The sequence below is a fragment of the Streptomyces kaniharaensis genome (genome assembly GCF_009569385.1).
GTDB lineage: Bacteria > Actinomycetota > Actinomycetes > Streptomycetales > Streptomycetaceae > Kitasatospora > Kitasatospora kaniharaensis.
In genome coordinates, this window is record NZ_WBOF01000006.1 from 58,590 (window position 1) to 74,632 (window position 16,043).

Annotated in this window: 16 protein-coding genes and 1 pseudogene; 11 read left to right on the plus strand and 6 right to left on the minus strand. The window is 74.0% G+C overall.

The window, feature by feature from the left end:
• The first annotated feature begins 67 nt into the window (after nt 1-67).
• Together F7Q99_RS37380 and F7Q99_RS37385 are read left to right on the plus strand one after the other, a co-directional pair.
• Nucleotides 68-727, plus strand: coding sequence for a helix-turn-helix transcriptional regulator (locus F7Q99_RS37380; RefSeq protein WP_153471119.1), 660 nt, complete (start codon nt 68-70; stop codon nt 725-727).
• Nucleotides 724-1,857, plus strand: coding sequence for an aminotransferase class I/II-fold pyridoxal phosphate-dependent enzyme (locus F7Q99_RS37385; protein ID WP_153471122.1), 1,134 nt, complete (start codon nt 724-726; stop codon nt 1,855-1,857). The genes F7Q99_RS37380 and F7Q99_RS37385 overlap by 4 nt, the downstream gene beginning before the upstream one ends.
• Nucleotides 1,858-1,923: 66 nt before the next feature.
• Here the strand turns inward: F7Q99_RS37385 and F7Q99_RS37390 are convergent, their stop codons facing one another.
• Nucleotides 1,924-2,331, minus strand: coding sequence for a hypothetical protein (locus tag F7Q99_RS37390; RefSeq protein WP_153471125.1), 408 nt, complete (start codon nt 2,329-2,331; stop codon nt 1,924-1,926).
• A 344-nt stretch (nt 2,332-2,675) separates the two neighbouring features.
• Between F7Q99_RS37390 and F7Q99_RS37395 the strand changes: the two genes are divergently transcribed.
• On the plus strand, nt 2,676-3,437 hold the full coding sequence (locus tag F7Q99_RS37395) for a serine/threonine protein kinase (RefSeq protein WP_326847538.1): 762 nt from the start codon (nt 2,676-2,678) through the stop codon (nt 3,435-3,437).
• Complete coding sequence (locus tag F7Q99_RS42930; protein WP_326847539.1) at nt 3,434-4,912, plus strand: serine/threonine-protein kinase; 1,479 nt, start codon at nt 3,434-3,436, stop codon at nt 4,910-4,912. Before F7Q99_RS37395 ends, F7Q99_RS42930 begins: the two co-directional genes overlap by 4 nt.
• Nucleotides 4,913-4,996: 84 nt before the next feature.
• Here F7Q99_RS42930 and F7Q99_RS42935 read toward each other — a convergent pair whose 3' ends face one another.
• Nucleotides 4,997-5,977, minus strand: a complete 981-nt coding sequence (locus F7Q99_RS42935; protein ID WP_153471131.1) for an LPXTG cell wall anchor domain-containing protein — start codon at nt 5,975-5,977, stop codon at nt 4,997-4,999.
• 414 nt (nt 5,978-6,391) lie between these two features.
• On the opposite strand from F7Q99_RS42935, the gene F7Q99_RS37410 reads away from it, so the two are divergent.
• The 7 genes from F7Q99_RS37410 (at nt 6,392) to F7Q99_RS37440 (ending at nt 12,556) form a co-directional block, all read left to right on the plus strand.
• On the plus strand, nt 6,392-7,684 hold the full coding sequence (locus F7Q99_RS37410) for a geranylgeranyl reductase family protein (protein WP_153471454.1): 1,293 nt from the start codon (nt 6,392-6,394) through the stop codon (nt 7,682-7,684).
• 166 nt (nt 7,685-7,850) lie between these two features.
• Nucleotides 7,851-8,444, plus strand: coding sequence for a GNAT family N-acetyltransferase (locus F7Q99_RS37415; RefSeq protein WP_326847540.1), 594 nt, complete (start codon nt 7,851-7,853; stop codon nt 8,442-8,444).
• A 547-nt stretch (nt 8,445-8,991) separates the two neighbouring features.
• Nucleotides 8,992-10,587, plus strand: a complete 1,596-nt coding sequence (locus tag F7Q99_RS37420; protein WP_195911113.1) for an IS1182 family transposase — start codon at nt 8,992-8,994, stop codon at nt 10,585-10,587.
• A gap of 180 nt (nt 10,588-10,767) precedes the next feature.
• Nucleotides 10,768-11,211 carry an HAD family hydrolase gene (locus F7Q99_RS37425; RefSeq protein WP_153471134.1) on the plus strand — a complete coding sequence of 148 codons (444 nt, stop codon included), beginning with the start codon at nt 10,768-10,770 and terminating at the stop codon, nt 11,209-11,211.
• 68 nt (nt 11,212-11,279) lie between these two features.
• Complete coding sequence (locus F7Q99_RS37430) at nt 11,280-11,672, plus strand: hypothetical protein (RefSeq protein ID WP_153471137.1); 393 nt, start codon at nt 11,280-11,282, stop codon at nt 11,670-11,672.
• On the plus strand, nt 11,672-11,971 hold the full coding sequence (locus F7Q99_RS37435; RefSeq protein ID WP_153471140.1) for a PRC-barrel domain containing protein: 300 nt from the start codon (nt 11,672-11,674) through the stop codon (nt 11,969-11,971). Before F7Q99_RS37430 ends, F7Q99_RS37435 begins: the two co-directional genes overlap by 1 nt.
• 3 nt (nt 11,972-11,974) lie before the next feature.
• Complete coding sequence (locus tag F7Q99_RS37440) at nt 11,975-12,556, plus strand: type 1 glutamine amidotransferase domain-containing protein (RefSeq protein ID WP_153471143.1); 582 nt, start codon at nt 11,975-11,977, stop codon at nt 12,554-12,556.
• 99 nt (nt 12,557-12,655) lie between these two features.
• Here F7Q99_RS37440 and F7Q99_RS42280 read toward each other — a convergent pair whose 3' ends face one another.
• The 4 genes and pseudogenes from F7Q99_RS42280 to F7Q99_RS37455 form a co-directional block, all read right to left on the minus strand.
• On the minus strand, nt 12,656-13,507 hold the full coding sequence (locus F7Q99_RS42280) for an ATP-dependent DNA ligase (protein ID WP_230211319.1): 852 nt from the start codon (nt 13,505-13,507) through the stop codon (nt 12,656-12,658).
• A 96-nt stretch (nt 13,508-13,603) separates the two neighbouring features.
• Nucleotides 13,604-14,485: pseudogene (gene ligD, locus F7Q99_RS42285) on the minus strand (non-homologous end-joining DNA ligase); the annotation flags it as partial.
• Nucleotides 14,486-14,610: 125 nt separating this feature from the next.
• The gene (locus tag F7Q99_RS37450) at nt 14,611-15,039 is read right to left on the minus strand and encodes a VOC family protein (RefSeq protein ID WP_326847541.1); all 429 of its coding nucleotides are present in this window, start codon (nt 15,037-15,039) and stop codon (nt 14,611-14,613) included.
• Between the two features lie 40 nt (nt 15,040-15,079).
• Entirely contained in the window at nt 15,080-15,979 is a 900-nt protein-coding gene (locus tag F7Q99_RS37455) for a helix-turn-helix domain-containing protein (protein WP_326847542.1), read from the minus strand.
• Nucleotides 15,980-16,043: the final 64 nt, after the last annotated feature.

A 16,043-nucleotide genomic window follows, 5' to 3' on the forward strand; every position in this document is an offset into this window, starting at 1 on the left:
CCTGGACCGGGCGCGGGTCTGGACGCAATTCTGGACGAAACATCCAGGCTGGACGTACAGTCCAGACATGCCCGCCGAAACCCCCGACCCCCGCGTCCAGGCCTGGTCCCCGGTCTGCCGCGCGGTGGCCCTGCTCCTCGGGCCGTACGCCGAGGTGGTGCTCCACGACGCCACCACGGACACCGTGCTCGCCATCTGGAACCCGATGACCACCCGCGCCCCCGGCGACCCGTCGCTGCTCGGCGAACTGGACGGCCTCGACCCCTCCGCCCCCGACGTCTACGGGCCCTACGAGAAGCTCCTGCCGGACGGACGGCGCCTGTCCTCCGTCAGCGCCGTCCTGCGCGACGGCGACGGACTGCCCTCGGCGGTGCTCTGCGTCAACCTCGACCGCGGCCCCCTCGAACAGGCCGCCGCCCTGCTGGCCGGCTTCGCCGCGCCCACCGCCCCCCGCCCCGAACCGCTCTTCGAGCGTGACTGGACCGAGCGGATGAACGACGTCATCGGCGGCTACGTCCGCGCCCACGGCCGCCCGCTCGAACGCCTCGGGCGCGAGGACCGGCTCGCCGTCCTGCGCGAACTCGACGAGGCCGGGGTGTTCGCGGTCCGTCGCGCCGTCCCCGCCGTCGCCACCGCGCTCAAGGTGTCCCGCTCGACCGTCTACACCCTGCTCGCCGACCTCAAGCAGGAGGCCGGCCACGTGCAGGAGAACCAGGAACCGAGATGACCAAGCTCCCCGACTTCCGCCTGGAAACCTACTTCTCCCGCTGGGAGTTCACCGCCCGCCACCACCTCACCGCCTCCGACGCCGAGACCATGTCGATGGCCGAACTCCTCGCCCTCGCCGGCCCCGAGGACCGCGAGGCCTGGGACACCCTCACCCTCGGCTACACCGAGACCTTCGGCGACGCGGCGCTGCGCCGGGCCATCGCCGGCATGTACGAGCGGGTGGACGCCGACGACGTGCTCTGCTTCGGCGGCGCCCAGGAGGGGCTCAACCTGGCTATGCAGGTGCTCCTCGAACCGGGCGACCACGCCGTGGTGATCACCCCCAACTACCAGTCCGCGGAGACCATTCCGCTCTCCCTCTGCGAGGTCAGCGGCGTCGCCCTGGACGAGCGGCAGGACTGGGCGCTCGACGTCGACGCGGTGGCAGCGGCGCTGCGCCCGAACACCCGGGTCGTCTCGGTCAACTTCCCCAACAACCCCACCGGCAAGGTGATCGACGCCGCCGACTTCGTCCGCCTCGCCGAACTCTGCGACGGGCGCGGCATCCGCCTCTTCTCCGACGAGGTCTACCGCGGTCTGGAGCGCGACCCGGCCTGCATCCTGCCGCAGGCCGCCGACCTCTCCGAGCGGGCGCTCTCGCTCAACGTCACCTCCAAGTCGCTCGGCCTGCCGGGCTTGCGGATCGGCTGGATCGCCTGCCGGGACCGGGAGTTGCGATCCCGCCTGGAGCGGGCCAAGCACTACACCACGATCTGCAACGCGGCGCCGAGCGAGATCCTGGCCCGGATCGCGATCACCGCCCGGGACCGGATTCTGGCGCGCAACCGCGGCATCATTGCCGAGAACATCCCCCGGTTCGACGCGTTCTTCGCCGAGTTCGCCGACCTCTTCGAGTGGCGCGCGCCCGACGGCGGCTGCGTCGCCTACCCGCGCTACCTCGGGGCGGACGGCGTCGAGGAGTTCTGCACGGGGCTGGTCGAGCAGGCGGGCGTCCTGCTGCTGCCGGCGAGCATGTACCACTCCGACCTGACGCCGACGCCGGCCGACCGCTTCCGGATCGGCCTCGGCCGCCGCGACCCGGGCCCTGCCCTGGAGGCCTTCGCGGACTGGCTGAAGGCGCGGAAGTAGCAGCGGGCCGGCGGCCGGGAATGGTCCCGGCGGCCGGCCCCTGGGAGTCGCCGGGGTGGCGGCGACTCAGAACGGGTGCGTACAGGTGGTGACCTGCTTGACCGCGTCCAGCGCCGGGCCGGCGGTGGCGCAGACCAGCTTCAGGTCGTTGGTGACGACGCGCTGGGTGACCGCCCTGGCGGAGCCGAACTTCACGGTGGTCGCCGAGGAGACCGTCTCCCACGGACTGCCCCACGCCTTCTGCGTCTTGACCTCGACCCGGACGAGCGTCAACTGGTTGGGGGCGGCGGAGACCTGGGCGACACCGGCGACACCGCTGGTGTTCGTCTCCTGCCAGACGCACGGCTGGTTGAGGACGGTGGCGCAGGCCACCGGGCTGTTCTCGGTCGTCACCGAAGCCGCCGTGGCCGGCCCGGCCGTCACCGCCGCTATCCCTGCCATCGTGACCATCACAGCTGCGATCCGAGCGCGCATGATTTCAACCTCCTTGGAAACAAAGGGGATCTCACTGGGTGAGACGAGTCTTGCACGGATCGTGGCCATGTCGTATGTGTGTTGCGTCACACTCATGGTGACGGTTCAACTACATGCAGCAATATCGTGGCCGAACGTTCAGCGCGTGGACAGGCTCCCGTGGCGACGGTCTGCCAGAGGGGTGCCGCTCCGTCAGGGAGTGGCGGTCCGTCGGAGAGGCGGCGGTCCGTCGGAGAGGAGTCAACGGGCCGGCGGCAGCGCCCCGGAGTCACTCGTCCGGGTGGCAAGCCGCCGCCCGGACCGATCGGACGGATACCATCGACCCGACCCACGGAGGTGGCGGCGTGGACACGGTCATCGTGCAACTTCCCGACCAGAAGGCCGAGATGAGGCCCGGCGGCAGGCCCGGACTGCTGCGGATGGGCCCGGGCGAGACGGCGGTGTTCGGGCGCGGCGAACCCGGCCGGGCCGTGGCCGTCCCGCTGTCCGACCAGGGCGTCTCCCGGCGCGCGGGCGAGATCACCGCCGCCGAGGACTACTGGCGGCTGTCCAACTTCTCCGCCACCGCCACCTACGTGGTGGAGAACCTGGAGGGCGCGGGCGAACACGTCAAGGTGGCGCCCGGGCGGCTCGGCGCGCCCGTGCCGTTCGAGTTCTCCCGGGTGCTGCTGCCCGCCCTCGGCGAGCCCGCCTCGTTCAAGGTCTTCGCCCCGCAACACGCCTACCTGGAAGGCGAGTCGGCCGGCGCCGAGGGCGAACGCACCGTCAGCCCGTTCGCCCTCGACCCGACCGCCAAGTACTTCCTCGTGCTGCTCGCCCTCTGCGAACCCCGGCTGCGCTCCCCGTCCGCCGCCACCGTGCCCGGCGCGACCGACGTGGTGGCGCGGCTGCGCGCCCTGCCGTCCTGCCGCGGGCTGACCCGCTCGGCGGTCAACTACCACATCGACTACCTGGTGTTCACCAAACTGCGGCTGCGCGAGCCCTTCGACGATGACCGCTGCGGCGGCAAGCGCGAGGAACTCGCTGCCCTGGCACTCAAGTTCGACCTCGTCCGGGAGGAGCACCTGGCCCTGCTCCCGCCCCGGCCGCCGGCCGCCCGGCCGTGACCCGTGCCGCCCGGCCCGGCGACCGGGCGAGCGACCCGCCGGCCGGCTACCTGGTCGCCGGCTACCGCACCGGCGAACTCCTCGGCGCCGGCGCCTGGGGCAGCGTCTACGCAGCCCGCGGCCCCGACGGCACCCAGGCCGCCGTCAAGCTCCTCGGCCCCGCCCGGCTCAGCCCCGGCCAGCGCCGCACCATGGCCCAGATCGCCCACAGCGAGCTGCGCTTCAGCCGCCGCGCCGACCACCCCAACCTGATCCGCACCCTCGCGGTCGCCACCGTCGACGACCCGGCCCACCCCGCACTCGACGGCGCCCTCGCCCTCGTCATGGAACGCGCCGCCCGCAGCCTCCAGGACCTCCTCGCCGCCGCCCGCCCCGGCGCACCCGTCCCCGGCGCGGAACGCATCCTCACCGAGGTCTGCGCGGGCCTGACCCACATGCACCGGGCCGGGTGGGTGCACGGCGACCTCAAACCCGCCAACGTCCTGCTGATGCCCGACGGCACCGCCAAACTCGCCGACTTCGGCCTCACCGCCGAACTCGAAGGCACCCACGCCTACGCCCCGCCGCTCGGCTCACCCGACCACGTCCCGCCCGAGTGGTGGTCCGAACGCACCGGCGCGCGCGGCGTCGCCCTGCGCCCCAGTGCAGACGTCTGGGCCTTCGGGGTGCTCGCCCACCAGCTGCTCACCGGCGGCCTGCACCCGTTCCTCGGCGCCACCGCCCGGGCCCGCTCGCTCGCCGCCCAGGCGTACGCGCGGGGCGCGGCACCGCTGCGGCTGGACGCGGCGCTGCCCAGGCGGTGGCGGGCCGCCGTCACGGCCTGTCTGGCGGCCGACCGGGAGGAGCGGGCCCGGGGGGACCTCCGCGCGCTGGTGGCGGCGGCCACGGCCCGTCCGGCCGCCCCACGGCCGCGCCGGGCGGCTATCGCGGGCCTGGCGGCCTGCGCTGCCGCCGTCCTCGCCCTGACCGGCGCCCCCGAGCCGTTCATGCCCCGGCCGACCGGACGGGCCGTGCCGGGCACGATCCCGGCCGGCTCGGACGTCCCCGCCGCCTACCGCGGCATGATCGAGGACGCCGCCCGGCGCTGCCCCGAACCCGAGATCACCCCGGCGCTGCTGGCTGCCATGCTCAAGGCCGAGAGCGGCTTCGACCCGAGCGCCGCCCGGCCCGAGACCGGCGAGTACGGCATCGCCATGTGGACGCCCGGCGTCTTCAACGCCTGGGCCAAGGCCGCAGCCCACCCCGGCCCCAAGGACTACATGGACCCGGGCGACGCGATCGCCGCCATGGGCAACTACGTCTGCTGGCTCGACCAGCAGTTGAAGCACCGTGGCATGACCCGCGGCCTGCCCGCCCTCGTCGCCGCCGCCTACCGCACCAGCGACAAGACCGTGGCCGAGGAGGGCGGCGTCCCCGCGCGGGTCCGCCCGCACGTCGACCGGGTGCTCCGGTACCTCGCCGACTATGGCGGGTGAACGGGCGCGGCGACATGCAGGGAAGCCCCTGGCCCCGCCGGAAGGTCGGCGAGGGTCAGGGGCTCCGTGGTGCCCGCTAGCGGCTCAGGAGGAGCGGCGGGTGCGGCGGGCGTAGACCAGGCCGGCGCCGCCCAGCACCAGCACGGTGCCGACGCCGGCGACCAGCAGGGTGCCGTCGCTACCGGTGCTGGCCAGCTTCTTGCCGTCCGACGCGGGGGCGCCCTTGATCGGGGTGGGGACGCTGACCTTGGCGGGCATGATCAGCGGCTTGTCCGGGTTGACCGTGGTGCCGGCCGGCGGGGTCTGCACCGGGACGGTGGCGGTCGGCGTGCTCGACGGCGCCGGGCTGCTCGGGACGGCGGTCGGGGCCCCGGTGGCCGGGGTGGTGGGCACGGCGGTGGCGGACGCGGTCGCCGAAGGCGTGGCGGGCTGCGTCGGCGGGACCGGCGGCTTCGGGGCGGCGGTCGGCGTGTCCGACGGCTTGGCGGTCGGGGTGGCGGTGGCGGACGGGGTGTGCGTCGGCGAGCTGCTGGGCAGCGCCGTCGGGCTCTTCGACGGGGTCGCGGTGGCCGTCGGCGAGGGCTCGCCGGTCGGGGCCGGCGTCTTCTTGCCGCCGCAGTCGACCTTGAACACCTTGTGCTTCGGGTTGTTCAGGTTCGGGTCGTCCTCCGGCAGCTCGCCGTCGACCAGCTGGACCGAGGCCCAGTAGAGCTTGTAGTGGCCGTCCGGCAGCTCGATGTCCTCGGTGCGGACATCGCCGTTCTCGTCGACCGGGAGGTCGCCGAACGCGACCTTCTCCTCCTTGTTGCCCTTGACCTCGGCGATCATCCAGATCACGTCCTGGCCGGGGTCGAAGCCGAAGGAGTCCAGGTAGAACGTGCAGACCTTGGGCTCGTTGCGGGTGTCCTCCTGGCCCGTGGCGGCGTCGTGGATCTTCACGGTGCCGTTGTTGCCGGGGGCGCCCTTGCCGCCGGGGGCGGCGTGGGCGGCGGGGGCGAGCAGCATCAGCGCGGCGGCGGTCGGGACGGCGACGAGCGAGCGTGCTGCGGTGGAGCGGATGTGCATGGGTGTTCCATCGGGTGTGGCAGGCCGGGACGAGCCTGCACGGTGGGGAGGGAGCCCTCGGCGGCCGGTCGGCCTTGCGGCCGGTGACGTACGACGGGAGGGGCACAAAAGTTCCCCGAGAGGGACACATGACGCAAGACCTGTTTGTGCTGTTTGCCTGAAATCAGAAGGAAAATCCGACTAGTCTGCTACAACAATCCGATCAACGGGTTGTGGTGAAGTCGTGTTCGCCGATTCGGCGCCGACCCGTCGGCAGCCCGCCGACCGGGGGCCGGTGGCTGGTATTGACCGGTCGTCGGGCCGGGACCGCGTGTCGGGCGGCGATGGCGGCGGTGGTTCTTTATCGTCGATGTCCGCCCAGTCAGCAGCCGATCAGACCCGCGGGAGTGCGCGATGCCAGGCCGAGAGCAGCAGATGCCCGAACCCGGACTCGCACCGGCCCGCACCGAGGATCGCGCGGACGTCGTCGTGGTCGGCGCCGGCCCGGCCGGCTCCACCGCCGCCTACCACCTGGCCCGCACCGGGCTGGACGTGCTGCTGCTGGAGAAGTCGGCGTTCCCCCGCGAGAAGGTCTGCGGCGACGGCCTGACCCCCCGCGTCGTCAAACAGTTGACCGACCTCGGCATCGATGTCTCCGAACCGGCCGGCTGGCTGCACAACCGCGGCCTTCGACTGGTCGCCGGCCACCGCCGGATGGAGTTCGACTGGCCCGAACTGTCCGCGTTCCCCGGCCATGGACTGGTCCGGCGGCGCGCCGACTTCGACGAACTGCTCGCCCGCCGCGCCGCCTCGGCCGGCGCCCGGCTGATCGAACGGGCCAATGTGGCGGGCCCGTTGCTCGACGAGCGGACCGGCCGGATCGCCGGCGTCACCGCCCGGCTCGGCGAGGACCGGCGGCCCGTCGTCTACCGCGCCCCCGTCGTGGTCGCCGCCGACGGCAACTCCACCCGCCTCTCGGTCGCCATGAAGCGCTACCGCCGCACCGACCGTGCGATGGGCGTCGCCTACCGGACGTACGTCACCACCCCCCGCCACGAGGACCGTTACCTGGAGGCCTGGCTCGACCTGCGCAACCCCGACGACCCGGCCCGCCGCCTCCTGCCCGGCTACGCCTGGGTGTTCGGCATGGGCGACGGCACCGCCAACGTCGGCCTCGGCGTCCTCAACACCGCCGGCATCGACCTCGACTGGCGGGACCTGCTTCGCCGCTGGTGCGCCGACCTGCCGCCCGACTACGGCTACACCCCCGACGCCGTCACCGAACCGATCCGCGGCTCCGCCCTCCCCATGGGCCTCAACCGCCAACCCCACTACGCCGACGGCCTGTTGCTGATCGGCGACGCGGGCGGCACGGTCAGCCCGGGCACCGGCGAGGGCATCGCCTACGCCATGGAGTCCGGCCGCTACGCCGCCGAGACGATCGTCCAGGCTCTCGCCCGCCGCACCGACCGCGGTCGCGAACTCGCCCTCCGCGCCTACCCGCAGGCCCTGCGCTCCGCCTACGCGGGCTACTTCGCGCTCGGCCGCCTCGCCGCCGACCTCCTCGGCCGCCCCAGGCTCCTCGGCGCCGCGGGCGCGGCGGGCCTCGGCCGCCCCGCCCTGCTGAAGGTGGCGTTCCGGCTCATGGTCAACCTGACCGAACCCAACTCGAAGGACGCCCTCGACCGGCTGCTCCACCTGATCGGACGGGTGGCACCGGGAAGGTGAGACGCCTCTCTGCCAGGTCGTGTTGACGGGTGATCAACCGATTCGCTCGCCTGGTGCCGGACCGGACAACCGCCGATCGTCGCACCCCGACGTGCGGCGACGGCAGGCCGGTCTTCGCTGCGGAATTCCGTGGCGGGGAGGCCTGAGGGCGGGATAGGAAGGGCGGGTGAGCACCATCGAGACCATCACCGATCAACGGGGCTTCCGCCCCACAGTCCTCGATCTGGGAGACGTCCTCCTGCGCCCGTGGGGCCGCGCCCTCGACCTCCCCGGCGGGACGGTCCCGGCCCTCGTGGCCGCCGCGGCCGACCCGGTGATCAGCCGCTGGAACCCGGTCCCCGCCGCCGACCCGGCCGCCGCCGAGGCCTACCTGGACCGCTGCGACACCGGCTGGGCCGAGGGCAGATCCGCCGCCTTCGCGATCACCGACGCCACGGACGGCACCCTGTGCGGCAACGTCGCCCTGCGCTGGACCGACCGCGAGGACGGGCTCGCGATGATCGGCTACTGGCTCCTCACGGCCGCGCGCGGCCGAGGCATCGCCAGCCGCGCCACCACCGCCGTCACCCACTGGGGCATCACCACCGCCGCCGCGCGCCGCATCGAAATCGCCCACGCCGTCGGCAACGACGCCTCCTGCCGCGTCGCCGAGCGCTGCGGCTTCCCCTATGAGGGCACCCTCCGGGCCTCCTACCGCTTCGCCGACGGCGAGTACCACGACGAACACCTCCACGCCCGCCTCGCCAGCGACCCGGCGTAACCCCACGACCGGCCTCCGGCCCTCTCGTAGACGACGCACAGCCACGGCCGTCGCACGTCGGGCAGCCGAGCCAGCGTGCGGAGGAGAAGGTCGCGGTCGGGCCGGAACAGGGACGGCGGGCGCAGCGGCAGCGGGTCGTCGCGCTGGACACCGTCCGGCAGACCGCCGGCGGCCGGGGCCCGCTGGTGGGCCTGCACCGGCAGCGCGATCCGGGACACGGGGGCGCTCAGCCCGGCACCGCACCCCGCACACGCGAACACCGCCATGCACTCTGCCCCCGCTCACAGCCCTGCGGAGTATCCCGCCTCGCGGGTCGAACACCAACGGGTTTTCCCGACGCCGGCGCGGGCCGCTCGAGAAGTCGACTGGGCGACTCTGCTGGCGAAGTCGCTGGGGGTGGGTGTGGGACAGTAAGTGCCTGTCGGTTGGGGTGGGTTGGCTGTTTGTAGGGGTGGTTGTGCTTCGGCCTGTGGGGGCGTATGGGATTCCGGCGGAGACTGCGGCGTTGGCTCGTAGGGTTCATCCGGGTGGGACCGATGAGATGCGGGTGCGGGACGCGCTGGGCCCGTTGTTCAGCGACGAGGACTTCACCGCGGGGGAGTTCGAGGAGATGTACGCGGACCTGGGGCGGCCCGGTATCTCGCCGGCCCTGCTGGTGATGGTCACGGTCCTGCAGTTCCTGCACAACCTCTCCGACCGGGACGCCGCGGTCGCGGTGGCCGATCGGATCTCCTGGAAGTACGCGCTGGGGCTGGAGCTGGAGTACACCGGTTTCGATGCCAGCGTGTTGTGCGAGTTCCGCGCCCGTCTGGCGTCCGGCGATCGGGCTGATGCCCTGCTGTCGCTGATGCTGGAGCGTTTGAAGGCCGCCGGCCTGGTGCGCTCGGGCGGGCGGCAGCGCACCGACTCGACTCACGTCCTGGCGTGCGTGCGCAGGCTGAACCGCATCGAGTGCCTGGGGGAGGCCCTGCGCGCGGCCCTGGAGGAGATCGCCCGCACCAGCCCCGGCCTGATCGTGCCGCTGCTCGGGCCCGGCTGGGACGAGCGCTACGGCCGCAAGGTCGAGACCAGTAGGCTCCTGCGCCGAAAGAACGCCTCGGCCGCCAGGCTCGCCGAGCAGATCGGCGCCGACGGCCAGAGCCTGATCGCCGCCATCGACGCGGATGCCACCGCCGGGTGGATGAACGACCTCCCGCAGGTCAAAATCATGCGCGAGCTGTGGGATCAGCACTTCGAGGCCACCGGCACCGGCCAACTGCGCTACCGGGACACCAGGGAACTGCCGCCGTCGGCACAGCGCATCCGCTCGCCCCACGAGATCGACGCCCGCTATAGCACCAAGGGCACGCCCGGCGCAGACAGCGTGGAGTGGACCGGCTCCAAGGGCCACCTGACCGAGTCCTGCGACGAGGACTTACCCAACCTGGTCACCGACGTCCACACCACCTGCGCCACCGAACCCGACGTCAGCGCCACCACCCCCATCCAGGACAAACTCATCGACCGGGACCTGAAGCCGGGTGAGCACCTGACGGACTCCGGCTACCCCACCGGGGCGAACATCGGCGCGTCCCTGGAGCGCGGCATCACCCTCATCGCGCCCGTCACCATTCAGACCGGCCGAGGCGCCCACAACGGCACGTTCACCCCCAAGGACTTCCACGTCGACTGGCAGGCAGGCGTCACCCGCTGTCCCGCCGGGGCCACCAGCATCTCCATGCGGCCGAAGAAGAACGGCCTGATCCGCGTTGCTTTCTCCCGCGCGCACTGCAGGCCCTGCCCCATCCGCGCCCAGTGCACCTCCTCCGCCCCCCACCTCGGCCGGAGCCTGGAGATCCATCCCGAACCGATCCACACGGCCCGGATGCGGATGCAGACCGAACAGGACAGTCCCGAATGGCGCGAGACCTACCGGGTCCGCGCCGGGATCGAAGGCACCGTCTCTCAAGCAGTCCGAGGCCCAGGTCTGCGGCGTTCCCGCTATCGGGGCCTCGCCAAAACCCACCTCCAGAACGTTCTCATCGGCATCGCGATCAACATCCGCCGACTCGGCGCCCACTACGACACCACCACCAGATCAGATCGCCGCCCCACCCGCATCCACGCGCTATGCACCCAACACGGCATCGCAACGACGGCCTGACCTAGATCAAATACTTCGCCAGCAGAGTCATCCGGCCGACTTCTCGTGCCCGAAAACGGAGGCCGGCCGGCTGCGCGCCGGGTGGGGCGGAGGCCTAACCTGGAAGGGCGCGTTCCGTGCGCGGTTTCGGCTCCGTACGCGGTCCGGCTCCGCGCCCGGCCTGGAAGGGAAGCGGTGGCCATGACAGTGGTCTCGGCGGCACTCTTCGGTACCGACTGGCGCCCCGCGCTGCCCGGTACCGCGGAGCTGCTGCGCGAGTGCGCCGCCCGGGGCTGGACGGTCGTGCTGATCGGGCAGGGCCCCGTCGGGGCACCCGCGCTCACCGTGACCGCGCCCGGGAGCGACCCCGTCCGGGCCGCCCTCCACCTGGTCGACGGCACCGCCGAGCACGCCGTGTACGTCGCCGCGAGCGTGCGCGAGGTGCTGGCCGCGCGGCGGGCCGGGGTGCCCTGCCTCGCGCTGGAGACCGGCCGGGACACCGGCGTGGAACTGCGGGCGGCGGGCGCGGCCGAGGTCCACCGCGACCCCGCCGCCCTGCTGCGGGTGCTGGACGACAGCCTGCTCGCCCGCCCCCGGGCCTTCGGGCCCGTGGGCGCGGGATCAGGCCGTCCCGGGGGCGGTTAGCGCATGGCCGTACCGGGCAACCGCCCCGGTACGGGGGCACGTCACCGGAAGTGTCGGAGGTGACCGAGATGGACGGACCCGCGTTGAGCGGATGGGAGCGGCGGCTCCTCGAGGAGATCGAGTCCGATCTGCGTCAGGACACCCGCCTCGACCGGAAGCTGAGCACGATGGGTGCCAAGCGGCCGGGCCGGGTCGGGACCGCGCTGCGCGGCGTGGCCCGCCGGGTGCCGGGCGGGGTGGTGCTCACCGCGCTCGTGATGACGGCGATCTGCCTGAGCGTGGGCCTGCGGACCCCGACCGTGGCCGTGGCCATCGCCCTCTCGGTGGTCTGGGCGGCCTCCGTGACCGTCGCCGCCGCCGCGACGGTGCTGCTGCGCCGCCGCTCCGGCGCCCGGCACCGCGACCCGCTCGAACGCCCCGAAGGGCGTGAGCGCCGGCCCTGGGACCAACCGGAGCTGTGATGAGCACCGACCTGTGGGAGTACCGCCCGGGCTCCCACCACGCCGCCGAACTGAGCCTGGCCGGCTACGAGGTCGAGGCGACCGACGGACCGCTCGGCCGGGTCGTCCAGGACGCCGGTGACCACCTGCTGGTCGACGCCGGTCCGTGGGTCCCGGGCTCCCGCGTGGTCGTCCCGGTCGGCCTGGTGGCCCGGATCGACCACCTGGAACTGACCGTCCACCTGGACTGCCCGCGCGCCCGGGTCCGTTCCGCGCCGCCGCCCGCCGCCGTCGACGTCACCGCCCAGGACCCGCGGTGAGCCATGGGCTGGCCCGCCACCACCCTCACCGGCCGCACCGTCGCCTTCCTGGTCGCGCCGTACGGTGCCGAGCAGGTCGAACTGACCTCCCCCTGGCAGGCCGTGGCCGAGGCCGGTGGCACCCCGCGTTTGCTGTCCACGGCGCCCGGTCGCGCGCAGGCCGTCCGGCACCGGGCACCGGGCGACACCTTCGCGGTGGACGACGTCGTCGCCGACGCGGACCCGGAGCGCTACGACGCCCTGGTCCTCCCCGGCGGCGTGGCGAGCCCCGACCACCTGCGGCAGGACCGGGCCGCCGTCGCCTTCGTCCACGCCTTCTGCGCCTCCGGCCGGCCGGTCGCCGCGATCTGCCACGGCCCGTGGACCCTCATCGAGGCCGACGCCGTCCGCGGCCGCACCCTCACGTCTTGGCCCAGCCTGCGCACGGACCTCGTCAACGCCGGAGCCCACTGGGTCGACGAGGAGGTCCACGTCTGCCACGACGGCCCGGGCCCGCTGATCACCAGCCGGAAGCCGGCCGACCTCCCGGTCTTCGAGGACACCCTGGTCACCGAGTTCGCGCACGCCGCCAAGCGGAAGAAGTGACGGCGACTCCGCCAACTTCCCACGCCCGCAGCTCTGTTCGTGTGAGGTGGCGGTGATCGGGTGGCCGGTGAGGGGTGGACGGTGCCGTGGGTGGGGCCGTCAGTCGCCGCGGAGGCGGACGAAGGTCGCGGTGGGCGGGCGGCCGGTGAGGGTGAGTTCGGCGCGGAGGGGCGCGGTGAGGGGGTGGATGGTGCCGTGGGTCGGGTCCTGCGCGGGCGGGGCGAGGAACGGGCGGGCGGCGTCGGCGACCCGACGGGCCTGGACGGGGGTGAGCTGCGGGGCGGTGAGGAGGACGCGGCCGTCGTCGAGTTCGACGACGAGGGCGTGTGGGCGGGCCGCGGAGCCGGTGACGGCGCGGACGAGGGCGTCGACGGTGTCGGCGCGACGGTACTTGACCCACACCCGCCCGGCGCCCTGCGGCCGGTAGGCGGAGCCCGCCGCCTTGCAGACCAGGCCCTCGACGCCGCTGGCGGCGAGGCGGTCCATCCACTCCAGCGCCTCCGCCCGGTCGGTGGTGGCCATGACGGGCTGGATCGGCGGTGGGACGTCGGCGAGGGCGGCCAGCAGGAGCCGGCGGCGGTCGGTGAGCGGCAGGCGGCGGACGTCGCGGCCGGGGAGGGCGAGCAGGTCGAAGGCGATCAGACCGAGTGCGACGTCCTCGCCCGCCCGGGCCTGCCGGGTGCGGAACAGTTCCTCGAAGGCGAACCGGCCGGCCCGCCAGGCGACGAGCTCGGCGTCGAGCACGAGCCCCTCCGGCAGCCGGGCGACGGCGGCGGCGATCGGCGGGAACTCGGGTGCGAGGTCCCGTCCGCTGCGGGACTGCAGGAAGGCGGGGCGGTCGCCACGGGCGAAGGCGACGCAGCGGAAGCCGTCCAGCTTGAGCTCGTACTGCACGCCTCCGCCGCCGAGGCCGTCCGCGGGAGGGACGGCGGTGACGGCGGCCGGGCGCATGACCTCGACGGGCGGCTGGAGCACCTGGCGGGTGCGTTCGGGCGCCGGCGCGGCGGAAAGGGGCCCGGAGGGGAGGGGCCCGGAGGGGAGGGGCCCGGAGGGGAGGGGCCGGGCGTGTTCGGGGTCGAGGAGCGGGGCCAGGAGGTCGCCGTGGGCGGTGATCCGGTCGGGGACGTCGGCGAGGGTGAAGACGAGGTCGCCCTCGGTGTCGGCCCCGGCGAGTTCCTCCCAGGTGAGTGGGGTGGAGACGGTGGGCAGCGGGCGGGCGCGGAGGGTGTAGGGGGCGGCGGTGGTCTTCTTGGCGTTGTTCTGGGACCAGTCGACGAAGACGCGGCCGGAGCGGCGGGCCTTGGCCATGGTGTGGACGACGAGGTCGGGGCGGTCGGCCTCCAGCGCGGCGGCGAGTGCCTTGGCGTAGGCGGAGACGCGGGCGCTCGGGGTGGGTTCGAGCGGGACGAGCAGGTGGAGGCCCTTGGAGCCGGAGGTCTTGACCCAGGCGGTGAGCCCGTCGGCGGCGAGGCGTTCGCGCAGCAGGCCGGCGACCGTCCGGCAGGTGAGGACGGTGGCGCCCTCGCCGGGGTCGAGGTCGAGGACCAGCCGGTCGGCGATCCCGGGCGCGGCCGCGTGCCACTGCGGTACGTGCAGTTCGAGGCAGCCGAGGTTGGCGGCCCAGAGGAGGGCGGCGCCATCGTCGAGGACGACCTGCTGCAGGTCGCCGCTGCTGCTGGGCACCTCGACGGTGCGGATCCAGCGGGGGGTGCCGGCGGGCGGGTTCTTGGCGATGAACACCTCGGCCTCGACGCCGTCCGGGCAGCGCAGGAACGACACCGGGCGGTCGCGCAGGTGGGGGAGGAGGGCGGTGTGGACGGCCGCGTAGTAGCCGAGGACCTCGCCCTTCAGCGTGCCGGTCCGCGGGTAGTAGACCTTGTCGAGGTGGGAGAGCGCGAGGGTGCGCCCGTCCACCACCATCTGCGGCATCGGCCGCCTCCGGAGCCCGTGGGTGGCCCCCGCCTGCCAGTCTGCCCGGGCGGCGGGGCGGGCGCGAGCAGTGCGCCCGTCGGGCCCCGCGCGGGGGCGGACCCCTGACCTGCGGGGACGCGGTCTCAGTCCTGGGCTGCCGGGGGCCGCGGGGCGCCCGGGTAGGTGCCGAAGTACCAGCGGTTGCCCTCCGGGTCGGCGGCGGCGAAGTCGCGCGAGCCGTAGTCGGTCTCGGTCAGTTCGGTGGTGATCCGGGCGCCGGCGGCGACGGCCCGCGCGTGTACGCCGTCCGGGTCCGCCGTGACGACGTAGGCGGTGAAGGTGCCTGGGCGGCCCGGCCGGGCCTCGGCGCCCTCGGGCGTCTCGCGTTCCGAGCCAAGCATCACGCCGCCGCCCTCCGGCCAGGCCAGTTCGGCGTGCGCGACGAAGTCGCCTTCGCCGTACGTGACGATCTCCTGGAAGCCGAAGGCCTCGACCAGGAAGCGGATCAGGGCGCGCGCATCGGCGGCGCGCAGGGTGGGCCAGACCTGCGGCGCGGGTGTTCCGGTCTCCACGGCTGCCTCCTCGGGAGCGGGTGGTGACGGCCGGCCGCCGTCACGCCTCCCACTCTGTGGCCGGCCCACCCGCCCCGCCTTGGACGTTTCGGAACTGCGCCTCCTCCGGTCCCTCCGCCGCCAGCCACGCGGTCGGCGCCGACCCGGCCAGCGCGCGGAACTCCCGTGCCAGATGCGCCTGGTCGAAGTACCCGCAGCGGGCCGCCAGCTCCGCCAGCCGGGGCGGCGGCGCGGATCCGGCCAGCAGGCGGCGGGCCCGGTCGAAGCGGATCACCCGGGCGGCGGCCTTGGGCGTGAGCCCGGTCTCGCGGCGGAAGCGCTCCTGCAGGTGCCGTGCGCTCCACCCGGTCTCCCGGGCCAGCGCCGCCACCGGCAGCCCGCCGCCGCTGCGCCGCAGCGCCTGCCAGGCCCAGCCGACCTCCGGCGGCACCTGCCCGGACGGCCGAGCGGCCCGCAGCAGCGCCCCGTCCAGCAGCGTGAACCGCTCGGCCCAACCCGGCTCGGCCTGCAACTGCTCCCGCAGCCGCCGGCCGGGCCGCCCGAGGACGTCCTCGGCCGGCACGTCGATCCCGGCCAGCTCCCCGGCCGGTAGCCCGAACAGCGCCCGGGCGGCCAGCGGGTGCACGGCGATCTGCACGCCCGACTGCCGCCCGTCGTGGGTGATCAGCGCCGGGGCGGTGTGCAGGCCGCCGAGCAGGGTCGGGTACGTGCCGGGCGGCTGCGCCGGGTCGGGGTGACCGGCGATCACCAGCGGCTCGTCCAGGGTGAGGATGAAGGTCAGGTAAGGGGACGGCAGACCGCGGTGCACGGCGGGCGCGACGCCGCGCTGGCGGTACCCGGCGTACCAGGCGACGTAGGGGCGCAGCGCCGTCGCGGGCCGGGCCCGGACGGCCTCGTCGACCACGCCTTCGCGGGCCGCGCCGGCGGCTTCGGTCGTCACACTCCCAGTATCGGCGGCCGGGGTCGCGGGCGGGCGGGATGTTGCCTATGGTGATCGCACGGTC

What these genes read in the sequence shown, in the direction of transcription:
- F7Q99_RS37390 (WP_153471125.1), bottom strand. Translation starts at nt 2,331, where the DNA reads ATGCGCGCTCGGATCGCAGCTGTGATGGTCACGATGGCAGGGATAGCG.
- F7Q99_RS37430 (WP_153471137.1), top strand. Translation starts at nt 11,280, where the DNA reads ATGGACGGACCCGCGTTGAGCGGATGGGAGCGGCGGCTCCTCGAGGAG.
- F7Q99_RS42280 (WP_230211319.1), bottom strand. Translation starts at nt 13,507, where the DNA reads ATGCGCCCGGCCGCCGTCACCGCCGTCCCTCCCGCGGACGGCCTCGGC.
- F7Q99_RS37380 (WP_153471119.1), top strand. Translation starts at nt 68, where the DNA reads ATGCCCGCCGAAACCCCCGACCCCCGCGTCCAGGCCTGGTCCCCGGTC.
- F7Q99_RS37425 (WP_153471134.1), top strand. Translation starts at nt 10,768, where the DNA reads ATGACAGTGGTCTCGGCGGCACTCTTCGGTACCGACTGGCGCCCCGCG.
- F7Q99_RS37385 (WP_153471122.1), top strand. Translation starts at nt 724, where the DNA reads ATGACCAAGCTCCCCGACTTCCGCCTGGAAACCTACTTCTCCCGCTGG.
- F7Q99_RS37435 (WP_153471140.1), top strand. Translation starts at nt 11,672, where the DNA reads ATGAGCACCGACCTGTGGGAGTACCGCCCGGGCTCCCACCACGCCGCC.
- F7Q99_RS42935 (WP_153471131.1), bottom strand. Translation starts at nt 5,977, where the DNA reads ATGCACATCCGCTCCACCGCAGCACGCTCGCTCGTCGCCGTCCCGACC.
- F7Q99_RS37410 (WP_153471454.1), top strand. Translation starts at nt 6,392, where the DNA reads ATGCCCGAACCCGGACTCGCACCGGCCCGCACCGAGGATCGCGCGGAC.
- F7Q99_RS37440 (WP_153471143.1), top strand. Translation starts at nt 11,975, where the DNA reads ATGGGCTGGCCCGCCACCACCCTCACCGGCCGCACCGTCGCCTTCCTG.